Below are 15,128 nucleotides of genomic sequence, written 5' to 3'. Positions count from 1 at the left end.
CAAGACGTGGATCTCGCTGCCGGATTGCCCTATGCCAAGGGTTTCGACGGGAATTGAACAACCACTATCACTCTCCTTCCATCAGAGTTCAACAAGGTCTACCGTAACCATCCGTGATTGATGTGGGCATGCTTATGGCCAACTTTTCCCTGTAGCGGAGGAAAGTACCGATGCGCAATCTATGCACCCGCACAACCAGCCGAAGAGCCGTCGGCGTGCTGGCCGCAGGACTGCTGTGCACCACGGGGCTCGCCGCACCGGCCCTGGCGGCGCCCGCAACGGCCCCGGCCGCACCCGCAGTGGCCGACGGTCTCGCCCTCACCCCGCCGATGGGCTTCAACAACTGGAACTCCACCCACTGCAGGCCCGAGTTCAACGAGTCGATGGTCAAAGGGATCGCTGACCTGTTCGTCGAGAAGGGCCTGAAGGACGCCGGATACCAGTACGTCAACCTCGACGACTGCTGGGCTCTGCCGACACGGGATGCTGACGGCAAACTCGTGCCGGATCCCGCCCGCTTCCCGGACGGGATCAAAGCCGTTGCCGACTACGTCCACGCCAGAGGACTCAAGCTCGGAATCTACACCAGCGCGGGCACGAGGACCTGCGACGTAGCGGGGTTTCCGGGCGCGCTCGGCCACGAGTACAGCGACGCACGGCAGTTCGCCGACTGGGGCGTGGACTACCTGAAGTACGACAACTGCAATAACCAGGGCGTGGACGCCAAGCTGCGCTACACCACGATGCGAGACGCCCTGAGAGCGACCGGCCGCCCCATCGTCTACAGCATCTGCGAGTGGGGCGAGAACGAACCGTGGAAGTGGGCGCCGGGCGTCGGCCAACTGTGGCGCACCACCGGCGACATCAGTGACAACTGGGGCTCGATGCTGTCGCTCCTCAAGAAGAACCTTCCGCTCGCACCGTACGCGGGTCCCGGACACTGGAACGACCCGGACATGCTGGAGGTCGGCAACGGCGGTATGACCGACACCGAGTACCGCAGCCACTTCTCCATGTGGTCGGTGATGGCGGCGCCCCTGCTCATCGGCTCCGATCTGCGCAAGGCTTCTGCGGCGACGCTGGAGATCCTCCACAACAAGGAGGTCATCGCCGTCGACCAGGACCCGCTGGGCAAGCAGGGCACGGTGCTCTCGTCCGAGGGCGGGCGCTGGGTGGTGGCCAAGGAAATGCGCGACGGCAGCCGGGCGGTGGCTCTCTTCAACGAAACGGGCAGTGCCCGGCGGATGTCCACGACAGCGACCGCGGTCGGCCTGCCGGAGGCGAGCGCCTACACACTGCGCGACCTGTGGCAGCACCAGAGCTACAACACCGCGGGCACGATCTCGGCGATGGTGCCCGCGCACGGCACGGTCCTCGTCCGTGTCAGCACCGACCAGCACTGGGCACAGCATCCGCCCGCGGTAGAACTCGGTCTGGACGGCAGCCCGTTGGTCGCGCGAGGCGGGGCGGCGTCCTTCACCTCCACGGCCACCGATCTGGGCCGGACTCCGGCCCGGCAGGTATCCGTGTCACTGAGCGGGCCTGCCGGGTGGACGGTGCGGGCGGCCTCGGCGTCGACGGTGGGGGCGCTGGGGACGGGAAGTTCACTGAACACCTCGTGGAAGGTGACGGTGCCTCAGGGCACGGCGACGGGCTCGTACGAGCTGACGCCGAGCGTGCTCTACCGGTCGCCGACCGGGACGCCGGCGCAGAGCAGGGTGCCGGTCACGGTGACCGTCGTTGTGCCGCCGCCCGCCGGGGTCTCGTATCTCAGCGACCTGCCATGGGTGTCGGCGGCGAACGGATACGGGCCGGTCGAGCGCGACACCAGCAACGGGGAGAACGGCGCGGGCGACGGACATCCGATCACCATCGGCGGTGTCACCTACCCCAAGGGCCTGGGCGCGCACGCCCCGAGCGACATCTCCTACTACACGGGCGGGGCGTGCTCGAAGCTCACGGCGGACGTGGGCGTGGACGACGAGAAGGGCGACAAGGGCACGGTCGCGTTCGAAGTCTGGGCGGACGGCACGAAGGTGGCCTCGACCGGGGTGCTGACCAACGCGATGCCGGCCCGGCCGCTGACCGCAGATATCACCGGTGCCCGGGTGATCCGTCTGGTCGTCACCGATGGCGGCGACGGCATCGACTCGGACCACGCGGACTGGGCGGACGCCAAGCTGAGCTGCTGACCGCCCCCTCGGGAGGTCCCCGGCGCAACCCGCGCCGGGGACGTCTCCTCGATACGCAGCAGGGCCCTGATGAGTACCGTCCGGCTCCGCGTGATGCCTCAGTACGTCCGGGGGCGTCGGCGCCGCTCATCTCCGGCACTTGTCTGCTCCTGTGGTGCACCGGGCGGGACATGCGGGCGGCCGCACGGGAGGCCATGGGCTGCCTCAGGTCGCGATGCCCGCCGTCGGAGCGTTGTCGCTGCGGCGCAGGGCCGCCGCGGCGGCGCCCACGAGGCCCGCGTCCGTGCCCATCAGCGCCGGCGTCACCGTCAGGCGCCGGACGAAGGACAGCGTGGCGTAGTCGGCCAGGGCCCTGCGCAGCGGTGCGAGGAGGACGTTGCCGGCCTTGCCCACTCCCCCGCCGATGACCGCGATGTCGATCTCGACCAGGGTCGCGGTCGCCGCGATGCCCGCCGCCAGCGCCTGGGCGGCCCGCTCGAAGGAGGCCACGGCCACCGGATCGCCCGCACGCGCGGCGGCGGCCACCGCGGCGGCCGAGGTGTCGCCGTCCGGGCCCGGCTGCCAGCCGCCTTCCAGAGCCCGGCGGGCGATGTTCGGCCCGCTCGCCATGCGCTCCACGCAGCCGCGCGAGCCGCACGGGCAGGGATCGCCGTCCAGGTCCACGCTGATGTGCCCGATGTGGCCGGCGTTCCCGGTCGGGCCCGGGTACAGCCGTCCCCCCAGGACCAGACCGCCGCCCACACCCGTCGACACCACCATGCACAGCGCGTTGTCGTGCCCCCGGGCCGCACCCTGCCAGTGCTCGGCGGCGGTGATGGCCACGCCGTCGCCGATCAGCTCGACGGGCAGGCCCCCGGTCGCCGTCCTGACCCGCTGAACCAGCGGATAGTCGCGCCAGCCCGGTACGTTGACCGGGCTCACCGTCCCCGCGGAGGCGTCCACCGGACCCGCGCTGCCGATGCCGACGGCTCGGGCCCTGCCCCAGAGCGGAGAGACCGCCAGCTCCCCGATCACGTCGTCCACGGCGCCCATCACGGTGTCGCCGTCCTCCTGCGCGGGTGTCGCGCGTTGCGCGCGCAGCAGGATCCGGCCGTGGCCGTCCACCAGCGCTCCGGCGATCTTGGTGCCGCCGATGTCGAGCGCGGCCACTAGGTCGGTGTGCATCAGTGTCAGATCTCCCAATGCTTCGGTCGTACCGTTCCCGACGTACGGCGGCCGCCGACGCGGTGTCTGGGCCTCCGGCCGGGAACGGGCAGGAGGCGCCCCTGGGGGAAGGCGCGGGCCGGAGAGTGCGGTGGACAGTCTCCCCCGCATCTGACAACGTTGTCCAGGCTCTATGCTCGACGCCACATCCTCATACAACCCCATGGACCGACGCATCCCCGTGGACGACAGGACAGGACAGCGCATCGTGCCCGAGACCGCCCGCCGAGCAGACCGCCTCTCCGGAAACCGGTACGGCAACCGTCCGACCATGAAGGACGTGGCAGCACGCGCCGGAGTCGGCCTGAAGACGGTCTCGCGCGTGGTCAACGGCGAGCCCGGGGTCACCCCGGACACCGAGCGCCGGGTCCAGGAGGCCATCGAGGCCCTGGGCTTCCGCCGGAACGACAGCGCGCGGGTGCTGCGCAAGGGCCGCACGGCGAGCATCGGACTGGTCCTCGAGGATCTCGCGGACCCGTTCTACGGGCCGCTGAGCCGCGCGGTCGAGGAGGTGGCCCGGGCCCATGGCGCCCTGCTGATCAACGGCTCCAGCGCGGAGGACCCGGACCGCGAGCAGGAACTGGTGCTGGCACTCTGCGCGCGCCGCGTGGACGGCCTCGTCGTCATCCCGGCCGGGGACGACCACCGCTATCTGGAGCCCGAGATCAGGGCGGGCGTCGCCACGGTGTTCGTGGACCGCCCCGCGGGCAAGATCGACGCCGACGTGGTGCTGTCGGACAGCTTCGGCGGTGCCCGCGCCGGAGTCGCCCACCTCATCGCGCACGGCCACCGCCGGATCGGCTTCATCGGCGACATGCCGCGCATCCACACGGCGGCCGAGCGGCTGCGCGGCTACCGGGCCGCGATGGAGGACGCGGGCATACCCGTCGAGGACTCATGGATGTCCCTGGGCGTCACCGGCCCCGAGCGGGTGCGCCGGGCCGCCGAGGAGATGCTCTCGGGGCCCGTCCCCGTCACCGCGGTCTTCGCGGGGAACAACCGTGTGACGGTCACCGTCGTCCGTGTCCTCGCCGAGCACAGCCGCTCGGTTGCCCTGGTCGGGTTCGACGACATCGAACTGGCGGACCTCCTCAAGCCCGGTGTCACGGTCGTCGCCCAGGACGCCGCCGCCCTCGGCCGTACGGCCGCCGAGCGGCTCTTCCGCCAGCTCGACGGCGCGCTCATCACCCCGGAGCGCATCGAACTGCCCACCCGGCTGATCACCCGCGGCTCGGGCGAGCTGCCGCCCGCCGACTGAGAAGTCCCCGGACAACCGCACCCCGCAGACGACCACCGCACCCCGGCAGACACCGAACCGGCGGCGGACCCGGGAGGTCACCTCCCCGTCTTCCCCGCGAGACGTCTCACTTCGCGGAAGCCGTCAGATTCCCTCGTCTCGGCGCCGCGAAGGCCTCCAGGTCCGCCCGGGTCAGTCCGGTGGCCCTGGCCACCTCGGCGATGTCGAGGGCCCCGCAGTCAAGTCCCCTCAGCAGATGGCCACTCAGCGCCTTGGCGGTGGCCGGCTCGTCCATGACGTCGCCGCCGGTGTGGTTGGCGTAGCGGGCCAGGCGTGCCGCGGCCTGCTCGAATCCCTCGCGGTAGAAGGCGAATACGGCCGCATACCGGGTGGGGAGGTGGCCCGGATGCATGTCCCAGCCCTGGTAGTAGGCACGGGCCAGCGCCCGCCGGGTGAGGCCGTAGTGCAGCCGCCAGGCGTCGTGGACCTTCTCGGCAGGACCGACCGGCAGGACGTTCGTCGAGCCATCGCACACGCGTACACCGGTGCCCGCCGCCGCGACCTGCATGATCGCCTTGGCGTGGTCGGCGGCCGGATGGTCACTGGCCTGATAGGCGGGTGACACGCCGAGGCACGCGCTGTAGTCGAAGGTGCCGTAGTGCAGTCCGGTGGCCCGGCCCTCGGCGGCCTGGATCATGCGGGCCACGGTCGCGGTGCCGTCGGCGGCCAGAATGGCCTGGCTGGTCTCGATCTGGATCTCGAAGCCGATGCGCCCCGGCTCCAGTCCGCGCGTCCTCTCGAAGGCCTCCAGCAGCCGGACCATCGCGGTGACCTGCTCGGCGTACGTCACCTTCGGCAGCGTGAGCACGAGCCCGTCCGGGAGCCCGCCCGCGTCCATCAGGCCGGTGAGGAAGATGTCGAGCGTGCGGATGCCCCGGTTCCGTACCGGCGCCTCCATGCACTTCATGCGGATGCCCATGTACGGCGCGGCCGTGCCGTTCCTGCAGGCCGCCGCGACCAGCCGTGACGCGCGGGCGGCCGTCTTATCCTCCTCGGCGTCCGGACGCGGTCCGTAGCCGTCCTCGAAGTCGACGCGCAGATCTTCGATCGGCTCGCGCTCCAGTTTCGCGCGCACCCGGTCGTGGACCGGCTCCGCCAGGTCCTGAGAAAGACCGAGGACCGCGGCCAACGACGCGGCGTCGGGGGCATATTGGTCGAGCGCGGCGAGGGCCCGGTCGCCCCATGAACGGATGGTGCCGGCGGCGAAGACGTCGGCGGGGACGTAGACCGTGTGGACGGGCTGGCGCGTGCCGGGGTCGCCGGGGTACCGGCGCTCCAACTCGGCGTCCACCGGGGCGAGGGAGGCGCTGATCTCCTCGGTGACGGCGCCCGAGAGGCTCGTCGTCACCCGCTCCTGCTGGCCCTGCCCCATCCCGCACCCTCCTGTTTTCCGCTTCACGGAATCAACAATCCGTAGAGCGAAGCTATCCGTGGATCTTGGTGCCGGTCAACACCCTCTTGCGCACAGCACGCTCCTCACCTTTCCATGAAGGAACACTCGCACCTTTGCCATGGTCGGGCCCGGCTCCTACGGCTCTGTCACACCACGGATCGCACCGCTCGCCCGGCACGCGCCCGGAAAGGAGCCCCTCGTGCCCCACCACAGCCGAGTCCCGCGCCGCTTGGGCCTCAAGACGGCGGTGGCGGCCGCGGTGACCCTGCCCCTGTCCAGTACGGCACTGACCCTGCAGCACGCCTCCGCGGCGGACGGGCACGAGCGCCATCTGGAGGTCATGTCGTTCAACCTGCGCTACGCCAGTACCGCCGAGCCCCACAGCTGGGCCGTACGGCGCCCCGTGATGCGCGCGCTGTTACGCCGTGAGCGGCCGCACGTCATCGGCACCCAGGAGGGCCTGTACGCCCAGGTGCGGGACATCGCGGCCGACCTGGGAGCGGACTACGCGTGGATCGGGACGGGCCGCGCGGGCGGCAGCCGCGACGAGTTCGTGGCGGTCCACTACGACACGCGCCGACTGGCCCGGTGGAGTACGACCACTTCCGGCTCTCCGGCACCCCGGAGGCGATCGGCTCGAACACCTGGGGCGGAGCCTGCGTCCGCATGGTCACCTGGGTCCGCTTCCGCGATCTACGGCACTCGGGGCAGGAGTTCTACGCACTCAACACCCACCTGGACAACGCCAGCCAGTACGCACGCGCGCGTGCCGCCTCCCTGATCGCCGACCGGCTGGGCGGTCTCGACCGCTCGCTGCCGCTCGTGGTGACCGGCGACTTCAACGCCCCGGCCCACAAGAACCCGGTCCACGACACCCTCCTCGACGCCGGTCTCGTCGACACGTGGGACACGGCGGCCGAGCGCACCGCGCCGTACGGCACCTTCCACGGCTACCGGCCACTGCGGCCGTACGGCGACCGCATCGACTGGATCCTGACGACTCCCGGTGTGACCGCGCACTGGGCCTCGGTCAACACCTACTCGCACCAGGGCGGGTTCCCCAGCGACCACCTGCCGGTACAGACGTCGCTGACGCTGGGCTGACGTACGGGACGACGGAGGGCCCCCGCGACCGCCGGTGCGGTCACGGGGGCCCTCCGCCCGCGAAGTCGCTCAGCCCTTGCGGGACTTGATCTCGCCGGTCAGCTGCGGGACGACCTCGAACAGGTCACCCACCACGCCGTAGTCGACCAGGTCGAAGATCGGCGCCTCGGCGTCCTTGTTGATCGCCACGATCGTCTTCGAGGTCTGCATGCCGGCCCGGTGCTGGATCGCGCCCGAGATGCCCGAGGCGATGTACAGCTGCGGGGACACGCTCTTACCGGTCTGGCCGACCTGGTTGGTGTGCGGGTACCAGCCCGCGTCCACCGCGGCACGCGAGGCACCGACGGCCGCACCCAGCGAGTCGGCCAGCGACTCGATGATCGCGAAGTTCTCCGCGCCGTTGACGCCACGGCCACCGGAGACCACGATCGCGGCCTCGGTCAGCTCCGGACGGCCCGTGGACTCACGCGGCGTACGGCCGGTGACCTTCGTACCGGTCGCCTTGTCGGAGAAGGAGACGGACAGGGCCTCGACCGTGCCCGCGGCCGGGGCGGCCTCCACCGCGGCCGAGTTCGGCTTGACGGTGATGACGGGGGTGCCCTTGGTGACACGGGACTTGGTGGTGAAGGAAGCGGCGAACACCGACTGCGTGGCCACCGGGCCCTCGCTGCCGGCATCGAGGTCGATGGCGTCGGTGATGATGCCGGAGCCGATGCGCAGCGCCAGACGGGCGGCGATCTCCTTGCCCTCCGCGGAGGACGGGACCAGGACGGCGGCCGGGGACACCTGCTCGTAGGCGGCCTGCAGTGCGTCCACCTTCGGTACGACCAGGTAGTCGGCGTACTCGGACGCCTCGTGGGTGAGGACCTTGACCGCGCCGTGCTCGGCGAGCGCGGACGCGGTGCTCTCGGCACCCGCGCCGAGGGCGACGGCAACCGGCTCACCGATGCGGCGGGCGAGGGTCAACAGCTCCAGGGTGGGCTTGCGGACGGCACCGTCCACGTGGTCGACGTAGACGAGAACTTCAGCCATGGGAACGGATCTCCTTGCGGATTGCGAAGTCTTGAGGGGCGGTCAGGCTGCTGAGCCTTAGATGAACTTCTGGCTCGCGAGGAACTCAGCGAGCTGCTTGCCGCCCTCGCCCTCGTCCTTGACGATCGTGCCCGCCGTGCGGGCCGGGCGCTCGGCCGCGGCGTCGACCGTGGTGTAGGCACCCTCGAGACCGACCTCCTCGGCCTCGATCTCCAGGTCGGACAGGTCCCAGGACTCCACCGGCTTCTTCTTGGCCGCCATGATGCCCTTGAAGGACGGGTAACGCGCCTCGCCCGACTGGTCGGTCACCGAGACGACGGCCGGAAGCTGCGCCTCGAGCTGCTCGGAGGCGGCGTCGCCGTCACGGCGGCCCTTGACCGTGCCGTCCTCCACGGAGACCTCGGACAGCAGGGTCACCTGCGGCACGCCCAGGCGCTCGGCCAGCAGGGCCGGAACGACGCCCATGGTGCCGTCGGTGGAGGCCATGCCCGAGATGACCAGGTCGTAGCCCGCCTTCTCGATCGCCTTGGCCAGCACCAGGGAGGTGCCGAGGGCGTCCGTGCCGTGCAGGTCGTCGTCCTCGACGTGGATGGCCTTGTCGGCACCCATGGACAGAGCCTTGCGCAGCGCGTCCTTGGCGTCCTCCGGGCCGACCGTCAGCACGGTGACCTCGGCGTCGTCGGCGTCCTCCGCGATCTGCAGTGCCTGCTCGACCGCGTACTCGTCGAGCTCGGAGAGCAGACCGTCCACGTCGTCCCGGTCGACGGTCAGGTCATCGGCGAAGTGCCGGTCGCCAGTGGCGTCGGGCACGTACTTCACAGTGACAACGATCCTCAAGCTCACGCCGGCTCTCCTACTGCATCGTCATTTCTGGGCTGCCTTCTTGCAGGCAGCATAGGCGCCTGAAGCGGCCGATCCCCGTCGGGGCGACCCCGCGCTCCGAACGAAATATTACTCGTCAGTACACCCATTCAATGCCCACTAAGCAAGCGCTTTGAACTGTGACCTTGACAACGCTGCGTAATCGACCGGGCAGCTCAGTCACGCAGCCCGTTGAAGCGTCCCTGGTGGTAGAGCAGCGGACGTCCGGTGCCGGAGGGATCTCCGAGGACGACCTCGGCGAGGACGATGCGGTGATCTCCGGCCGGAACCCGCGCGACGACGCGGCACACGAGCCAGGCGAGCACGTCGTCGAGGACGGGCACACCCTCCGGACCCTCGCGCCAGCGGGTGGACGCCCCGAAGCGGTCCGCCCCGCTGCGGGCGAAGGTGCCGGCGAGGGCTTCCTGATGCTCGCCGAGTATGTGCACACCGACGTGGCCGGCCTCGGAGACGACGGGCCAGCTGGAGGCGCCGACACCGATACCGAAGGAGACGAGCGGAGGCTCGACGGAGACGGAGGTGAGGGAGGTGGCGGTGAAGCCGACCGGGCCGCCGCCTCCTTGGGCGGTGATCACGGCAACGCCCGCCGCGTGCCGCCGGAAGACGGAGCGCAACAGGTCCGGGGAGCCGAGCTGAGGGGTGCCGAGGCCGGGCGTGGCCGTCATGGAACTGTCCTTCTGCGAGAGGTAGTGGCCCCCCGCTCGAGCGGAGCCGGGAGTGGGGGTGGATCCGTGGCTGCTCAGCAGGCCGGACAGCGCGCACTCGCGGTGCGTGCCAGGTCCACGTGGACGCGCTCGAAGAGAAGGAGTTCCGGGGGCATACGGTCAGGCTGACGATAGATGGTGGGCGCAGTCAAGTGCGTACCGGTATCCGGGAGATGTGCCATCGGCTGCCTCACGGTCACCTCACGGGGCGGTGGACGGGCCCGGCCGCCGCAGCCGAGGGGGCGTCAGACGGTCTCACCGAGGGCGGCGATAACGTCCGCCTTGCGGGGCTGTCCCGTCGCACGGCGTACGATCCGCCCGTCCGCGTCCAGGACGAACACGGTGGGCGTCTTCAGGATCTCGAGTTCACGGACGAGTTCGAGCCGCTCCTCGGCGTCGATCTCCACATGGGCGACGCCGGGCACCATGCGGGCCACCTCCGTGAGGACCCTCCGCGTCGCCCGGCACGGGGCGCAGAAGGCACTGGAGAACTGGACCAGCGTCGCCCGTTCGCCGAGCCCCTGGCCCAACTCGGCCACACCGAGCCGCTTCCCCTCGTCCCGACCGCGCACTCTCACTCTCCCGTTCCTACGCCGGTGCAGCACGCCGTACGCGCTCGCCAGCACGAGCACGGTCACGCACACCATCAGTCCGGTCATCATCGGCTCCAGCGTTCACGAGACTGCAAAGATTCCCGGCTTCGCACATCGTTTCCCATACGGAATGCTTGATTCATGGACATCGATGTGAGGGGGCCGCGCTTCGGAGCGGCCGTGACGACCGTGGTACTGGCCCTTGTCCTGATCACCGGCAGCGCCTGGCTGCTGGCCTGGCAGCTCCTGGTGTTCGCGCTCGGTGCAGCCGGGGGCCCGGCGCGCTCGCCGTACGGCTGGCTGTTCCGGACGGCCGTACGGCCGCGGATCGGGCCGCCGACCGAGCTCGAGGCGCCGGGGCCACCGCGGTTCGCACAGGCCGTCGGGCTCGTCTTCGCCGCTGTCGGGCTGTTGGGCCTGACAGCGGGGCCGCAGTGGCTGGGGCTCGGAGCGACAGGGGCGGCGCTCGCCGCAGCCTTCCTGAACGCCGCCTTCAACTACTGCCTGGGGTGTGAGCTGTATCTGCTCGTACGACGGGTGGCGACACGCGCTGGATAGGGGCGGGAGCGAAGCCCGAGTGGTTCATTCGGCTGACGTGACGAGGATCTCGCCCCTCACCGGCACCAGGACTGGCCCCGAGTCCGTTCTTCGGGCACGATCTGCGACATGCCGTAAACCTACGGCTGCGTAACTTCGCGCCGGGAGTCCCTTCCCAGGCAGAGAGAAGGGTCCGTCCCGTTGGCTGAGCTCGTCTACCGTCCCGTCATCGGTCTCGCCCTCACGATGTTCAAGGCATGGGACCTGAAGATCGACTGCAAGGGATCGGAGAACATCCCACGCTCGGGCGGTGCGGTGCTCGTGAGCAACCACATCAGCTACCTGGACTTCATCTTCGACGGCCTTGCGGCGCTCCCGCAGAAGCGCCTGGTGCGCTTCATGGCCAAGGAGTCCGTCTTCCGGCACCGGATCTCCGGACCGCTGATGCGCGCAATGAAGCACATCCCGGTGGACCGCAAGCAGGGAGAGACGGCGTACGCCCATGCGCTGGACTCACTGCGGTCGGGCGAGGTGATCGGGGTCTTCCCGGAGGCCACGATCTCGCAGTCCTTCACCCTGAAGAGCTTCAAGTCGGGGGCCGTGCGCCTCGCCCAGGATGCGGGCGTGCCGCTGGTCCCGATGGCCGTGTGGGGCACCCAGCGGCTGTGGACCAAGGGCCACCCGCGCAACTTCAAGCGCAGCCACATCCCGATCACCATCCGGGTCGGGGAGGCGATGGAGGCCCCGCGCGACACGTACGCGGGTGCGCTCACCCGCCAGGTGCGCGAGCGCGTCCAGGAGCTGCTGGAGGCAGCGCAGCGCGCCTACCCGGTACGGCCCAAGGGCCCGGACGACACCTGGTGGATGCCGGCCCACCTCGGCGGCACCGCGCCGACTCCGGAGGAGCTGCGAGCCGCCGAGGCGCACTGACCGTACGTCAGACGGGACCGTGGACGGTGATCCGCGCTCCGGGACTGAACTTCTCCACCAGCTCGGCGAGTTCTGCGCCGGCTTTCTCGACGTCGGACACCGGCGTCGGCGCCAGGCTCTCCAGCAGGAAGAGCGCCGAGGTGGACTCCTCCGTGAGCCGGGTGCGCGGCCCCTGGCGCCAGTTCCAGCGGCGGCAGGTCACACCGGCCTCGTCGCGCCAGACCACCTCGCCCGCATCCGGGTGCTCGACGATCTCCTCGCCCGCCGCGACGGTCACGAACTCCTCGTCGCCCACGGCCCGCACGAGGCGCACGGCGCCCCGGATGCGGTCGAGGTCCTCACCGCCGACCGGGATGAGATGGGCGACGCTGATCGCGTTGTAGACGTCGACGAGCACATTGATCCGCGGCAGGCCGGCATCCGACAGGGCCCGCTTCGCCAGCGCCTCGGCCGAGTTACGGGTGCGCGACGGCTTGGCGCCGAAGGCCGTGCAGATCGCACGCCAGGCCGCCATGTGCGGGTCCTCGTGCGGGGCGCGCCCGTCCAGGCGTGCGGCGAGCCGGCTAGCCGCGTCGTCGAGCAGCGCCGAAGTGCCTTCGGTGCTGGGACCGTTGACGAGGCCGTGGGCCTCGATCGCGACATGTGCGAAGCCGGGCGCGAGAGCGCGCACCTCGTCGGACACGGTCAGGGTGGGTGCCATCGCCTGCCTCACAGTGCGGTGGGAAGCGTCTTCCACAGGGTCGGCCGGTCGGGCGCGGCCCTGAGGGCGCTCAGCACGACCGGGTGGGGTTCAGCGTACAGGACTGGATAGTCCAGCTCGTTGGACTTCTCATCGGGGATCCAGGCCAGCCGTTCCCCCGCGAGCGAGAAGCGGGCATCGACGCCCCGTTTGTTGCCGCGGGCATCCTGCCGGTGCCACGCGCCGTGGAACCGCACCGCGACCAGACCGTGCACGACGTGGCCGCCGCCCTCGTCATGCAGGAGCCGCTGGTAGCACAGCGCCGTCGGAATGTCCTCGGCGCGCAGCAGAGCCGCGAGGGCGTGGGCCTTGGCGTGGCAGATGCCGGTGCGCAGCTCGAGGACGTCGGACGCACGCCAGGTGACGCGCGGGTCGCCGCTGTCGGCGGAGTGCGGAATGGCGTCACGTACGTACTCGTAGGCTGCCCGCGCATAGGCATACGAGTCCGTCGCGCCATCGGCGAGACGCGCGGCCGTCTCGCGCACCACCGGGTGGTGGTGATCGATGGCCTCGTCGGCTGCCAAGTAGGCGGACAGGTCCGGGGTTTCCTGGATCAGCTCCATGGCCGCAGAGCATAGGAATGCGACCGACCGACAGTCAATGACTTTTCGGTCGGCCGCATATCTATGCAGAACTTCCGCGGTGATGGCTACCGCGCCATCTCCTCCTTGAGCGCCGCCACGAACCGGTCCACGTCCTCCTCGGTCGTGTCGAAGGCGCACATCCAGCGGACAACGCCCGCGGCCTCGTCCCAGAAGTAGAAGCGGAAGCGCTTCTGCAGGCGCTCGCTCACGTCGTGCGGGAGTCGCGCGAAGATGCCGTTGGACTGAACCGGGTACAGGATCTCCACCCCGTGGACCGCGCGCACGCCCTCCGCCAGCCGCTGGGCCATGTCGTTGGCGTGGCGGGCGTTGCGCAGCCACAGGTCCTTGGCCAGCAGGGCCTCCAACTGCACCGAAACGAAACGCATCTTGGAGGCGAGCTGCATGGACAGCTTGCGCAGATGCTTCATGTGGCTGACGGCGTCCTGGTTGATGACGACGACCGCCTCGCCGAACAGCGCGCCGTTCTTCGTCCCGCCGAGGGAGAGGATGTCGACGCCGACCGCGTTGGTGAACGCTCGCATCGGCACGTTCAGGGACGCGGCCGCGTTGGCTATCCGGGAGCCGTCCAGGTGCACCTTCATCCCGTGCGCGTGGGCGTGCTCGCAGATCGCGCGGATCTCGTCGGGCGTGTACACGGTGCCCAGTTCGGTGCTCTGGGCGATGGACACGACCTGCGGCATCGCCCGGTGCTCGTCGTCCCACCCGTACGCCTGGCGGCCGATCAGCTCGGGCGTGAGCTTGCCGTCGGGCGTGGGCACGGTGAGCAGCTTGAGGCCGCCCATGCGCTCGGGGGCACCGCCCTCGTCGACGTTGATGTGCGCGCTCTCGGCGCAGATCACCGCGCCCCACCGGTCGGTGACCGCCTGGAGCGCGACGACGTTCGCACCGGTGCCGTTGAAGACCGGGAAGGCCTCCGCCGTGGCACCGAAGTGGCTGCGGACGATGCCCTGGAGGTTGTCCGTGTACGCATCCTCGCCGTAGGCGACCTGATGGCCGCCATTGGCCACGGCCAGGGCGGCGAGCACCTCCTGGTGGGCCCCGGCGTAGTTGTCACTGGCGAAACCGCGTACCTCCGGGTCGTGATGGCGACGCGCGTCGGTCCTGGGAGGGTTCACGGCTTCTCGGTCAGCCACAGACGGTTTCCGTTCACTTCGGCAGCGGGCTTGTCCCAGACTCCGGCGATGGCCTCGGCCAGTTCCTTGACGTCCGTGAAGCCCGCGAACTTCGCGTTGGGGCGCTCGGCGCGCATCGCGTCGTGCACCAACGCCTTCACGATCAGGACTGTAGCCGCCGAGGTCGGGCCGCCCTCCTCCCCGGCCTTGCGGAAGCCGTCGGCCATGGCCAGAGTCCATGCCTCGGCCGCGGCCTTAGCGGCGGAGTACGCCGCGTTCCCGGCGGTCGGCTTGGTGGCGCCCGCGGCACTGATCAGGACGTACCGGCCGCGGTCGCTGCGCTGCAGCGCGTCGAAGAAGGCGAGCGAGGTGTGCTGGACGGTGCGGATGAGCAGCTTCTCCAGCAGGGTCCAGTCGCCGAGTTCGGTGTCCGTGAAGGAAGCGCTGCCGCGCCAGCCTCCGACGAGGTGGACCAGGCCGTCCACTCGGCCGAAGTCCTTCTCGATGCGGCCCGCCCAGTCGCGGGTCGACTGCAGGTCGAGCAGGTCGACCGTGTCCCCCACGACGGTGGCGCCGCCGTGCGCGTACCGTGCCGCGTCCACGGCCTCTGCCAGCCGCTGGGGGTCGTTGTCCGAACCGATGACGGTCGCCCCCGCTTCGGCGAGCCGCTGCAGCGCCGCCCGGCCGGCGGGTCCGCCCGCGCCGGCCACCGCGATCACCGCTCCGCTCAGTGCCCCGTTCCCGTTCCCCATGGTCCTCGCCTCCTGAGCAGCGTCTGCATCACCCGTGCGCTCGGTGCGGGCGC

General features: G+C 70.3%; 14 protein-coding genes and 1 pseudogene. 5 read left to right on the top strand and 10 right to left on the bottom strand.

All coding sequences use genetic code 11. The annotated features are described in order from the left end of the window. Nucleotides 1-170 precede the first annotated feature (170 nt). Nucleotides 171-2,192 carry an NPCBM/NEW2 domain-containing protein gene (locus AAW14_RS06105; RefSeq protein ID WP_265560655.1) on the top strand — a complete coding sequence of 674 codons (2,022 nt, stop codon included), beginning with the start codon at nt 171-173 and terminating at the stop codon, nt 2,190-2,192. Nucleotides 2,193-2,396: 204 nt separating this feature from the next. Here AAW14_RS06105 and AAW14_RS06100 read toward each other — a convergent pair whose 3' ends face one another. Beyond that, nucleotides 2,397-3,356 carry an ROK family protein gene (locus AAW14_RS06100; RefSeq protein ID WP_265560654.1) on the bottom strand — a complete coding sequence of 320 codons (960 nt, stop codon included), beginning with the start codon at nt 3,354-3,356 and terminating at the stop codon, nt 2,397-2,399. A 202-nt stretch (nt 3,357-3,558) separates the two neighbouring features. On the opposite strand from AAW14_RS06100, the gene AAW14_RS06095 reads away from it, so the two are divergent. After that, nucleotides 3,559-4,653, top strand: a complete 1,095-nt coding sequence (locus AAW14_RS06095; protein ID WP_265560653.1) for a LacI family DNA-binding transcriptional regulator — start codon at nt 3,559-3,561, stop codon at nt 4,651-4,653. 106 nt (nt 4,654-4,759) lie between these two features. Here the strand turns inward: AAW14_RS06095 and AAW14_RS06090 are convergent, their stop codons facing one another. After that, nucleotides 4,760-6,064 (bottom strand): DUF6986 family protein, encoded by a 1,305-nt coding sequence (locus AAW14_RS06090; RefSeq protein WP_265560651.1) that lies wholly within the window; start codon nt 6,062-6,064, stop codon nt 4,760-4,762. A 220-nt stretch (nt 6,065-6,284) separates the two neighbouring features. Here AAW14_RS06090 and AAW14_RS06085 point away from each other — a divergent pair. Next, nucleotides 6,285-7,189 (top strand): annotated as a pseudogene (locus tag AAW14_RS06085) (endonuclease/exonuclease/phosphatase family protein). A gap of 69 nt (nt 7,190-7,258) precedes the next feature. On the opposite strand, the gene AAW14_RS06080 reads toward AAW14_RS06085, so the two are convergent. From AAW14_RS06080 to AAW14_RS06065, 4 genes are all read right to left on the bottom strand, one after another. After that, nucleotides 7,259-8,221: an electron transfer flavoprotein subunit alpha/FixB family protein gene (locus AAW14_RS06080; protein ID WP_265560649.1), complete on the bottom strand. Its 963-nt coding sequence runs from the start codon at nt 8,219-8,221 to the stop codon at nt 7,259-7,261. A 57-nt stretch (nt 8,222-8,278) separates the two neighbouring features. Beyond that, nucleotides 8,279-9,064 (bottom strand): electron transfer flavoprotein subunit beta/FixA family protein, encoded by a 786-nt coding sequence (locus tag AAW14_RS06075; RefSeq protein WP_265560647.1) that lies wholly within the window; start codon nt 9,062-9,064, stop codon nt 8,279-8,281. Between the two features lie 194 nt (nt 9,065-9,258). Then, nucleotides 9,259-9,768 (bottom strand): flavin reductase family protein, encoded by a 510-nt coding sequence (locus AAW14_RS06070; protein WP_265560645.1) that lies wholly within the window; start codon nt 9,766-9,768, stop codon nt 9,259-9,261. A 284-nt stretch (nt 9,769-10,052) separates the two neighbouring features. Next, nucleotides 10,053-10,466 carry a TlpA family protein disulfide reductase gene (locus tag AAW14_RS06065; protein ID WP_265561026.1) on the bottom strand — a complete coding sequence of 138 codons (414 nt, stop codon included), beginning with the start codon at nt 10,464-10,466 and terminating at the stop codon, nt 10,053-10,055. Between the two features lie 75 nt (nt 10,467-10,541). Here AAW14_RS06065 and AAW14_RS06060 point away from each other — a divergent pair, with 75 nt between their 5' ends. Then, complete coding sequence (locus tag AAW14_RS06060) at nt 10,542-10,958, top strand: DUF4395 domain-containing protein (protein ID WP_265560643.1); 417 nt, start codon at nt 10,542-10,544, stop codon at nt 10,956-10,958. A gap of 180 nt (nt 10,959-11,138) precedes the next feature. Beyond that, entirely contained in the window at nt 11,139-11,867 is a 729-nt protein-coding gene (locus tag AAW14_RS06055; protein ID WP_265560640.1) for a lysophospholipid acyltransferase family protein, read from the top strand. A gap of 7 nt (nt 11,868-11,874) precedes the next feature. Here AAW14_RS06055 and AAW14_RS06050 read toward each other — a convergent pair whose 3' ends face one another. From AAW14_RS06050 to AAW14_RS06035, 4 genes are all read right to left on the bottom strand, one after another. Then, nucleotides 11,875-12,567 carry a B3/4 domain-containing protein gene (locus AAW14_RS06050; RefSeq protein WP_265560639.1) on the bottom strand — a complete coding sequence of 231 codons (693 nt, stop codon included), beginning with the start codon at nt 12,565-12,567 and terminating at the stop codon, nt 11,875-11,877. An 8-nt stretch (nt 12,568-12,575) separates the two neighbouring features. Then, nucleotides 12,576-13,169, bottom strand: coding sequence for a transglutaminase domain-containing protein (locus tag AAW14_RS06045; RefSeq protein WP_265560637.1), 594 nt, complete (start codon nt 13,167-13,169; stop codon nt 12,576-12,578). A gap of 86 nt (nt 13,170-13,255) precedes the next feature. Continuing rightward, complete coding sequence (locus AAW14_RS06040) at nt 13,256-14,326, bottom strand: threonine aldolase family protein (protein ID WP_265560635.1); 1,071 nt, start codon at nt 14,324-14,326, stop codon at nt 13,256-13,258. Next, nucleotides 14,323-15,075: an SDR family NAD(P)-dependent oxidoreductase gene (locus AAW14_RS06035; protein ID WP_265560633.1), complete on the bottom strand. Its 753-nt coding sequence runs from the start codon at nt 15,073-15,075 to the stop codon at nt 14,323-14,325. Before AAW14_RS06035 ends, AAW14_RS06040 begins: the two co-directional genes overlap by 4 nt. Between the last annotated feature and the right edge of the window lie 53 nt (nt 15,076-15,128).

Origin of the sequence: Streptomyces hygroscopicus, assembly GCF_026168105.1 — a bacterium.
Lineage (GTDB): Bacteria > Actinomycetota > Actinomycetes > Streptomycetales > Streptomycetaceae > Streptomyces > Streptomyces hygroscopicus_D.
The sequence above is the reverse complement of the archived record's forward strand: the minus strand, read 5'-3'. Positions and strand labels throughout refer to the sequence as shown.